Source organism: Bacteroides sp. CAG:633 (assembly GCF_000435115.1).
In the GTDB taxonomy this organism is placed as follows: Bacteria; Bacteroidota; Bacteroidia; order Bacteroidales; family Bacteroidaceae; genus Bacteroides; species Bacteroides ndongoniae.
On the sequence record NZ_FR883134.1, the window covers coordinates 8,642 to 18,383 of the forward strand.

The 9,742-nt window shown below is 48.7% G+C and carries 8 protein-coding genes; 6 read left to right on the plus strand and 2 right to left on the minus strand.

Annotated features, from left to right (window positions below; all coding sequences use genetic code 11):
- Positions 1–866, plus strand: an 866-nt coding sequence (locus tag QVP67_RS13015; RefSeq protein WP_288180192.1) for a sensor histidine kinase, incomplete at its 5' end; no start/stop codon positions are given.
- Positions 867–887: 21 nt separating this feature from the next.
- Entirely contained in the window at positions 888–1,595 is a 708-nt protein-coding gene (locus tag QVP67_RS13020; protein WP_022164002.1) for a LytR/AlgR family response regulator transcription factor, read from the plus strand.
- Between the two features lie 5 nt (positions 1,596–1,600).
- On the opposite strand, the gene QVP67_RS13025 is transcribed toward QVP67_RS13020, so the two are convergent.
- Together QVP67_RS13025 and QVP67_RS13030 are read right to left on the minus strand one after the other, a co-directional pair.
- Complete coding sequence (locus tag QVP67_RS13025; RefSeq protein WP_022164003.1) at positions 1,601–2,293, minus strand: LytR/AlgR family response regulator transcription factor; 693 nt, start codon at positions 2,291–2,293, stop codon at positions 1,601–1,603.
- Positions 2,290–3,297 carry a sensor histidine kinase gene (locus tag QVP67_RS13030; protein ID WP_022164004.1) on the minus strand — a complete coding sequence of 336 codons (1,008 nt, stop codon included), beginning with the start codon at positions 3,295–3,297 and terminating at the stop codon, positions 2,290–2,292. Before QVP67_RS13030 ends, QVP67_RS13025 begins: the two co-directional genes overlap by 4 nt.
- A 212-nt stretch (positions 3,298–3,509) precedes the next feature.
- Here QVP67_RS13030 and QVP67_RS13035 point away from each other — a divergent pair, with 212 nt between their 5' ends.
- From QVP67_RS13035 to QVP67_RS13050, 4 genes are all read left to right on the plus strand, one after another.
- Positions 3,510–4,631, plus strand: coding sequence for an efflux RND transporter periplasmic adaptor subunit (locus QVP67_RS13035; RefSeq protein ID WP_288180194.1), 1,122 nt, complete (start codon positions 3,510–3,512; stop codon positions 4,629–4,631).
- Between the two features lie 9 nt (positions 4,632–4,640).
- Positions 4,641–7,784 carry an efflux RND transporter permease subunit gene (locus tag QVP67_RS13040; protein WP_022164006.1) on the plus strand — a complete coding sequence of 1,048 codons (3,144 nt, stop codon included), beginning with the start codon at positions 4,641–4,643 and terminating at the stop codon, positions 7,782–7,784.
- A gap of 12 nt (positions 7,785–7,796) precedes the next feature.
- Positions 7,797–9,170, plus strand: a complete 1,374-nt coding sequence (locus QVP67_RS13045) for an efflux transporter outer membrane subunit (RefSeq protein WP_022164007.1) — start codon at positions 7,797–7,799, stop codon at positions 9,168–9,170.
- A gap of 225 nt (positions 9,171–9,395) precedes the next feature.
- Positions 9,396–9,698 (plus strand): GNAT family N-acetyltransferase, encoded by a 303-nt coding sequence (locus QVP67_RS13050; RefSeq protein WP_022164008.1) that lies wholly within the window; start codon positions 9,396–9,398, stop codon positions 9,696–9,698.
- Positions 9,699–9,742 lie beyond the last annotated feature (44 nt).

Consider the following 9,742-nt stretch of genomic DNA (forward strand, 5'->3'; position numbering starts at 1 on the left):
TCTTCCGCTCGCGACGCCAACTGATCATTGCCTTGTGTCTTTTAGTCGGTACGGTATTGGTAACATGGCTCGTCACACAATATCAGATGGAATTTCCTTTCCGCGGCGACCATCCGCGTTCCGAGCGCATCAGACGTGTTACCAACCTCTCGAAAATCAGGCTACACCAGCAGGGAACATGGTTCCTCTATCTCGTAACTATCTGCTTCAGCATCGCCGTAGGGTTGCTCACGGAGCTTTACCGACAGATGAGCGAACGGCAAAGTGTAGAGTTCGAAAAGAAGAAAGCCGAACTGGCCCTCTACAAGGCACAGATCAATCCTCACTTTCTATTCAACACACTGAACACCCTCTATGGCCTCATGCTGGCACAATCGGAAAAAGCAGAGGCAGCTTTCGTACAGTTCATTCACCTGGTGAAATACATGTATACCCGTGCCACCCAAGACAAGGTCAGCATAGCAGAAGAAGCCCAATACATCGAACAGTACATCGAACTACAGAAAAACCGGTTGGACGAAAGTCGTACACAAGTAGATTATACCTACGAAAACGACCATGCCTGCCCCAATGCACAGATAGCCCCTATGCTATTAATCACTTTCGTAGAAAACGCCTTGAAATACGGAACCTCGGCACATGAGAAAAGTCTGATTCGCATCCGCCTACAGGTAAAAGACAATACCCTCTGCTTCATAGCCGAAAACCCGATTGTAAATCCACGCCCAGCCGACAAAGCACCCGGTATCGGCATTGCCAACTGCCGCAAGCGCCTGGAACTGCTCTACCCCTCGGCTCACAAACTGAACATCCAAGAACAGGATGGATGGTATAAAGTAGAACTGGAAATAAAATTGTCTGCATAAAAACTTTAAAAAGAAACAGCCATGAAGTGTATAGCCATCGACGACGAACCGGTAGCCCTCGGCATCATCCGGCAATTCTGCCAACGAAGCGGCGACATCGAACTTATCACCTTCACCGACCCTGTTGAAGGGCTGCAAAAGGTGAAAGACATGCATCCTGATCTTGTTTTTCTCGACATCGAGATGGGTGGTTTCAATGGCATTGACGTAGCGCGCCAGCTGCCCGCAGGCACCTTCCTGATATTTACAACGGCCTATGCCGAATTTGCAGTTGACGGTTTCGACCTCGATGCTGTTGACTTTCTGCACAAACCTTTTTCGTACAACCGTTTCGAACGGGCTGTGGAAAAAGTAAAACGTCTGCAAGAATTGCAACGTCTCCAAGCCAAACCTGTATTTGCCGATGAAGAAATCACGCTGAAAGTAGAATATAAAAATGTCAAAATACGGCTGGCGGACATTGAATACATCGAAGCCATGGACAACTACATACGGGTAATACTCACTTCAGACAAGCCGGTTCTGTCGCAAACCAGCATGAAAACAGTCATGGAGTTATTACCCGCCGAACGCTTCATGCGGATTCACAAATCATACATTGTTCCCTTACATAAAATAGCCAGTTACAACCGTCGCCAACTCACGCTGCATCACCGAAATGTCGAGCTGCCCATCGGACGAGTTTATGCTGACGAATTCATCGAGCGAATGAAACAGATCCGTTCATAAGTGCCTCATCCGCCCAAGGCTTCCATTACTTGCGAAGCATATTGTGCCCCCACAGGCAAATCGGCTGCCTGCCCTTTTACTACCACCCGCGACCGGGTAAAAGAAAGCACAGCCGACACAGCAACTACATACGAACGGTGAATACGCAAAAAGGCCTTGTCAGGCAACATCTCTACAATCGATTTCAGATTCGCACGTGTCAGTACATGTCCGCCCGAAGTACGGACAATCTTTACATAGTTGCCCAACGCTTCAATATAAAGAATATCAGTAAGCGGAATACTCACATTATTATATTCCTGTTTTACGACCAGACATTCGGGGGCAGCCGGACGACATGCATTGATGCGGCGCAAAGCCTTCTCTACCGCAGTCTCGAAACGTTCGTAGGAAAATGGTTTGTGCAGAAAGTCTACTGCATCAAGATTGAACCCGTCCAGTGCGTATTGCGCATACGCAGTAGTAAAGATAAAACAGCATTCATGTGGCAAGACATCTGCAATCTGCAAGCCATTGATACTGTTCATCTGAATGTCCAGGAAAACAAGATCGGGCTTACGACGACGTATTTCCTCCAAACCGACACGCGGTTCGCTAAACGTGGTCAATTCCAGTCCACCCCTGCGCCGGCAAAACTGCTCAATGACCAGCAAGGCCATCGGCTCGTCATCAATTGCGATACAAGTAATGGTTCTCATTGCAAACGAATGTTTAAAAAGGTTCTATACTTACCATCCTCCTCGCCTGTCTGCAAGTCATAACGACCTGGATAAAGTAGTTCCAACCGCTTCCGGCAATTAGCAATCCCAATGCCGGCACCACCGTCCTCACGACGGCGCATGACGGTATTTTCCGTTTCAAGCGACAAGTATTCCTCTGTCACACAAATACGGATTCTGACCCTACAGTCGCTATCCGACGAAGTGCCATACTTAAAAGCATTCTCAACAAAAGTAATCAGAATCATAGGAGGGATCAGAATCTGACCGTTAGCGATTTCTATGGTTAAATCGACTTGCGTATGACGATTAAGCCTCAGCTTCTGCAAATCGACATACTGCCGGATATAATCCAGTTCACGTTCGGCAGGAATCAGTTCAGAAGCACTATCCGAATACATATAGCGCAAAATACCCGAGAACTTAACAAAAGCCGACTCCGTTTTGTCCGATCCTGAAAGCACCAGCGCATAAAGCGTATTCAGCGTATTGAAAAGGAAATGAGGATTGATTTGCGCTTTATAAAGCGACAGTTCCGCCTTGTTCTTTTCCGCCTCTATCTCCTGACGCGAAAGAATCTGGCGAAACAATTCAAAAGTCAGTTCGATAGCCAGCGAAAAACCTGTCACCACAAGGAAAAAGAACCAGATAGTCTGTGTACGCATATGCATCCGTGCCGCCATCTGCTGTGTATCACTGGTGATACGCTCAGCCGGCATAGGAAAATAAGTCAATAGTTCTGTCACGCCCACCAATACTACCATCAGCAACACAATACGTACATACTTTTTCTCCATGAAAAGCTTGGGTAAACAAGCACGGCGATACACAAAATAAACAGCATAGACATAGGCTATAAGCGTAGCCAGAAAAGCCGTATTGGTTACAATCCAACGGTCCACAGGCAACAGCATGACAACCAGTGGTATAATAACCAGGCAAAACAGCAAGTCAATATAAAGTGCTATACGATTTTTCTTCATGGACAAAACTTTTCTGTCTGCAAAGATACTATATTTTACTCACGAATAAACAAGGCTCTCCGGCCGTTCGTCACCACATCTGCCCGGTTCGTCACCACACTTTCCCAATTGTGTTCTATTCTGCTTAAGTTTGCATACAACGACAAGCCTTAAGGCTCAGCGTATTCCTTTCTATAACCGGATATTATTAACAAACTCCTACAAATATGAACATGAAGACAAGCATTTATTTCATGCTGTGCTGCCTGCCGCTACTCACTGCTTGCGGCGAGAAAAAGCAGGAAATGCCCGGCGAAAAGTACAAAACCCTGACGGTAACTACCACTAACCAGACTTTGCAATCAACCTATCCTGCCACCTTACGGGGACGGCAGGCCGTAGAAGTTCGTCCGCAAATAAGCGGTACTATTACTAAAATCTGTATCAACGAAGGTGATATAGTACGTCGTGGGCAAGTATTATTCATTATCGACCAAGTTCCCTACAAAGCAGCTTTAGAAACCGCATTGGCCAATGTAAAAAGTGCCGAAGCCCAACTTCAGACAGCCCGGCTGACAGCCGACAGCAAAGAACAGCTATTTAAAGAAAAAGTTGTATCCGACTTCGATCGCCAGACTGCCCGCAACCAGCTGCTCGAAGCAGAAGCTGCCCTGGCACAAGCTAAAGCCGAAGAGACCAACGCTCGCAACAACCTTTCATATACCGAGGTGAAAAGTCCCGTTGACGGCGTAGCCAGCATGATTCCTTACCGTGTAGGCGCATTGGTGAACAGCAACATCACCGAACCGCTTGTCACCGTATCGGACGATGCTGAAATTTACGCCTATTTCTCCATGGCCGAAAACCAAATGCTCGACCTCATCCAACAATACGGCTCATTGGAAGAAGCCTGTCAGAAAATGCCTGCTGTCAGCCTGACCATGAGCAACGAAAAAACTTATCAAGAAGCCGGGCGCATTGATGCAATCAGCGGAACAATAGACGAAAGTACAGGAGGAGTAACCTTAAGAGCTATATTCAAAAACGACTCTCACCTGCTACGCAACGGTGGAAGTGGGGTTATATCCGTTCCAACTGAATATAAAGACTGTATCAGCATTCCCCAAAGCGCTACTTACGAACTTCAAAACCGTGTATTCACCTGGAAAGTCGTAGACGGAAAGACACAATCGGCCCCTATCACCGTATACAAATACAATGACGGACAAACTTACATTGTGCTTTCCGGACTGGCAGCAGGCGATGTGATTATTGCCGAGGGTGCCGGACTGATGCGTGAAGGAACTGCCGTCAACACCAATAATACTCCTCAAACCTCCGAACCAGCCAAATAACCGAGCCCTATGAAGATAAGAACTTTTATCGATCGCCCTATTCTGGCCGGCGTCATCTCCGTGCTTATCCTGATACTGGGATTCATAGGCCTGTCACAACTTCCCATTGAGCAGTTTCCTGAAATCGCACCGCCTACGGTCAGTGTATCGGCCACCTATACCGGTGCAAATGCCGAAACTGTGCAGAAAAGTGTTGTTGTCCCTCTGGAAGAAGCGCTCAACGGTGTAGAAAATATGATGTACATGACCTCTACAGCCTCTAACAACGGATCTGCCAGAATTACCGTCTACTTCCGCCAGGGAACCGATCCTGACATGGCTACCGTCAACGTACAAAACCGAATTGCCACAGCCGAAGGCCTCTTGCCAGCCGAAGTGACTAAAAGTGGTATCACCGTACGCAAGCGCCAAACCAGTAACATCAAGCAGCTGGCAGTATACAGCCCCGACGATTCATTCGACGAAGCATTTCTGACCAACTACATGAAAATCAACATCGAGCCACGTCTCTCGCGTATTGCCGGTGTAGGTGAAGTAAACGTGTTCGGTTACGAATACTCTATGCGTATCTGGCTCGATCCGGGCAAAATGCAGAAATACTCATTGGTTCCTTCTGATATAGCCACCGTACTTGACGAGCAGAACGTCGAAGCTGCCACCGGTACGCTGGGAGCCGAATCGGCAAACACATTCCAATATGTCCTGAAATACCGAGGCCGTTACGAGAACGAAGTGGATTATGAAAACATGGTCATCAAGTCGTTACCCAATGGCGAGGTGCTTCGTCTGAAAGACGTAGCCACTATCGAACTGGGTACCCGAGCCTACGACTATATCGGCGAAGTAAACGGCCATCCGGGCTGTAACATCATGATCGCACAGACATCGGGTTCCAACGCAAACGAAATCATCGAAGAGATAGACCGCACCGTGGAAGAAATCTCCAAGACACTGCCCAAGGGTATCAAGATTGTCGACCTGATGAGTACCAAAGACTTCCTCGATGCTTCTATCAAAAGCGTTATTAAAACACTGATTGAAGCGATCATACTTGTAGTGCTTGTAGTATACATATTTCTTCAAAGCCTACGCTCTACGTTTATTCCGACTATCTCCATCATTGTATCACTGGTAGGAACTTTTGCCTTTCTGAACATTGCCGGATTCAGTCTGAACATGCTGACCCTGTTCGCCCTTGTACTTGTTATCGGTACCGTGGTGGATGATGCCATTGTGGTGGTCGAAGCGGTGCAGGCCAAGTTCGACGAAGGATATAAATCGTCCTACCTTGCTACAATCGATGCCATGGACGGCATCACCTCCGCACTGGTTACAACCACCTTTGTATTTATGGCTGTATTTATTCCGGTAAGCTTCATTGGAGGAACTACGGGTACCTTCTATACCCAGTTTGGTCTTACCATGGCAGCGGCAGTAGCCATTTCCCTGCTCAACGCCTTGACGTTAAGTCCTGCCCTTTGTGCGCTTATTATGACACCCCACCAAACGGCCGAAGATGGCGGAAAACTTAGTTTCTCGTCCAGGTTCCACATAGCCTTCGATGCAACTTTCCATCGCCTGGTAACCAAATATAAAGTCGGCGTACTGTTCATGCTCAAGCGGAAATGGTTGGCAGGTATCCTGCTTGTAATTGCTTGCGGCGGATTTGTTCTGCTGATGATGACTACCAAAACAGGTCTTGTTCCCAACGAAGATATGGGTACAGTCTTTATCGACGTACGTACTTCACCCGGAAACAGCGTACAGGAAACCCGTAAAGTAATGGTACAGGTAGACAGCTGTCTGCGTACTATACCTCAAATCGATGTTCAGTCCAATACCACCGGTAACTCCATGCTGAGCGGACAGGGTGCCTGCAACGGTATGTTCACCATCCGTCTGAAAGACTGGAGCGAACGTCCCGACAAAGAAGACGCCATCGATGCCGTGATGGAAGAAATAAGCCGCCGCACTGCCTTCATATCCAGTGCCGACATCATGCCGTTCACCCGTCCGATGATTCCCGGATACGGTGTGAACAGCGGTTTCGAGGTCTATGTACAGGACCAGAAAGGAGGTACCACCGAAGACCTGTTGAAGTATACCCGCCAGTTCCTTGAAGAACTGAACAAACGCCCTGAAATAGGTCGCGCTACTACATCCTTCGATACCAAGTTCCCGCAATACCTTGTCGAGGTAGACGCTGCGCGCTGCAAGCGAAACGGAGTATCTCCCTCAGATGTCCTGAGCACACTTTCAGGTTACATCGGCGGTAACTATGCCTCTAACATGAACCGTTTCTCCAAACTTTACCGTGTTATGGTACAGGCACCGCCTCAGTTCCGTCTCGACACCGAGTCGCTCAATAGCATCTTTGTGCGTAACGACAGCGGCGAGATGAGCCCCATCAGCCAATACCTGAAACTGACAAGAGTCTATGGCTCCGAAGTGCTGACACGCTTTAACCTGTTTTCCGCCATTCAGGTGAACGGTGCAGCCGCTTCCGGCTATAGCTCCGGTCAGGCTATCAAGGCTGTACAGGAAGTAGCCGCACAGACACTGCCCACCGGCTACGGTTTCGAATTCGGTGGTATGTCACGCGAAGAGTCAAGCACCGGAAACACAACCACGCTTGTGTTTGTCATCTGTGTTGTCTTCATTTACCTCATCCTGTGTGCCTTGTACGAAAGTCTGTTCGTTCCGATGGCAGTTATTCTTTCCGTACCCTTCGGACTGGCCGGCAGTTTCCTTTTCGCCAAGATGTTCGGACTGGAGAATAACATCTACCTGCAAACGGGTCTTATCATGCTGATCGGTCTGCTCTCCAAGACAGCCATTCTGCTTACCGAATATGCTTCCGAACGCCGTCAGCACGGCATGACTATCATGCAGGCTGCTATCTCAGCTGCCCAGGTTCGTCTGCGCCCCATCCTGATGACTTCGCTCACCATGATATTCGGTATGCTCCCGCTGATGTTTGCATCGGGTGTAGGTGCTAACGGTAACATCTCCATCGGAGTAGGTACCGTAGGCGGTATGCTCATCGGTACCATCGCACTGCTTTTCATTGTGCCACCACTGTTCATGGTATTCCAATACTTGCAAGAAAAGCTGATGCCCGAACGCCAGTTACCGAAAATTGAAAAGAAATAAACCTCAAGGATTATGAACATGATAAAAAAGACTATTACCATCACTATATTCTGTGCCACGTTGACCGGCTGCCACATCTACCGGGCATACGAACGCCCCGAGTCGGTCAACGTGTCCGACAGCCTTTACCGACAGCCTGTTGCTGGTGAAGATACTGCCTCGCTGGCATCACTCTCGTGGAAAGAACTGTTCACCGACCCGCAGTTGCAGCAACTCATCGAAACGGGTCTCAACAACAATACCGATCTCAGCATCGCGCGCCTCAAGGTAAAAGAAGCCGAAGCACTGCTTATGACGTCACGCCTGTCTTACCTGCCTTCCGTATCGCTTACACCGCAAGGCACACTGACCAGCGCCGACGGAAACAAAGCATCCAAGACTTATAACCTGGCAGCTTCCGCCGATTGGGAAATAGACCTTTTCGGCAAACTGCTCAACAGCAAGCGTGGTGCACAAGCCGCTCTCGAACAAAGCGAAGCCTACCGCCAGGCCGTACAGACCCAATTGGTAGCCACCATTGCCAACAGTTACTATACACTGCTGATGCTCGACGAACAGTTGGATATCAGTCGTCGCACAGCCCAGACATGGGACGAAAGTGTACGTACCATGAAAGCCCTGAAGCGTGCCGGACAAGCCACCGAAATGGCCGTAGCCCAGACCGAAGCCGGCAAACTGGCAGTCGATGCTTCCGTCCTTTCGGTCGAACGACAAATCAATGAAATGGAGAACTCGCTCTCTACCCTGTTAGGCCTTTCGCCACAAGCCATCGAACGGTCTACACTCAAGGAGCAACAATTTCCCGACACATTATCTACCGGTGTTCCCCTGCAACTGTTAAGCCGTCGTCCCGATGTACGGCAATGCGAAGCCCAACTGGCTGTTGCCTATTACGCAACCAACTCAGCACGTTCGGCCTTCTATCCTTCCATTACGCTAAGCGGTTCGGCCGGATGGACCAATGCTACAGGTGCAACTGTCACCAATCCCGGCCAATGGCTATTAACAGCTGTCGGTTCGTTGGTGCAACCCCTCTTCAATCGAGGCAAGAATATTGCCAACCTGAAGATAGCCAAGGCACAGCAGGAAGAAGCCTTGCTGACCTTCCGTCAAAGCCTGCTTGATGCCGGAGCCGAGGTGAACGATGCGCTGGTACAATGGCAAACAGCCCGTCAACGCATCTGGCTCGACGAACAGCAAGTTGCCGCACTCCGCTCAGCTTTACGCAGTTCGGAACTGCTGATGCAACACAGTTCACAAAACTATTTGGAGGTGTTGACAGCCCGACAGTCATTGCTTCAGGCAGAACTCGATACAACCACCGACCGCTTCGACGAAATCCAAGGAGTCATCAACTTGTATCATGCCTTGGGAGGCGGTTATTAAACAAAACTCTCTCTATTCTTCAAATTTAACCTAAACCTTCGATCCCTGCCAATCAGCCTTTGCAGGGATCTTTTATTTCTGTTCCTATCTAAACAACCTTATTCGTTGCTATATGAAAAAGGTGAAGTTCAGAAAGAGACATTTATTTTCTACCCTGCCTGTCTATATATCCCTCCAAAATATTATCTTTGCTTTTGTCACACTAAAACTCAAAAGTAAAGTATCATGAATATTCTGCACAACCCCGAACAACATCGTTTCACCCTGACTCAAAACGGTGAAACAGCCCATGTAGCTTATCTCATCGAAAACGGCGCACTCGACATACGCCACACCATTGTTCCCGCTCTCCTCGAAGGACAAGGCATCGCCTCGGCCCTTGTCAAGGCTGCCTACGACTATGCCCTGCAGCAAGGTTATGCCTGCGTAGCCACCTGCGCTTATGCTGTCCGCTGGTTGCAGCGCCATCCGGAGTACAACGGCACTCCCAGCAAGGAATACTGCGAAGGAAATGCATGTGCCCTATAGGCCCCTTTCTCTGTATAAACAATAAAGCGGAAAGAAGCGCGTCG

Coding starts and splice junctions, on each gene's coding strand:
- QVP67_RS13020 (WP_022164002.1), top strand. CDS start 888: ATGAAGTGTATAGCCATCGACGACGAACCGGTAGCCCTCGGCATCATC.
- QVP67_RS13025 (WP_022164003.1), bottom strand. CDS start 2,293: ATGAGAACCATTACTTGTATCGCAATTGATGACGAGCCGATGGCCTTG.
- QVP67_RS13030 (WP_022164004.1), bottom strand. CDS start 3,297: ATGAAGAAAAATCGTATAGCACTTTATATTGACTTGCTGTTTTGCCTG.
- QVP67_RS13035 (WP_288180194.1), top strand. CDS start 3,510: ATGAAGACAAGCATTTATTTCATGCTGTGCTGCCTGCCGCTACTCACT.
- QVP67_RS13040 (WP_022164006.1), top strand. CDS start 4,641: ATGAAGATAAGAACTTTTATCGATCGCCCTATTCTGGCCGGCGTCATC.
- QVP67_RS13045 (WP_022164007.1), top strand. CDS start 7,797: ATGAACATGATAAAAAAGACTATTACCATCACTATATTCTGTGCCACG.
- QVP67_RS13050 (WP_022164008.1), top strand. CDS start 9,396: ATGAATATTCTGCACAACCCCGAACAACATCGTTTCACCCTGACTCAA.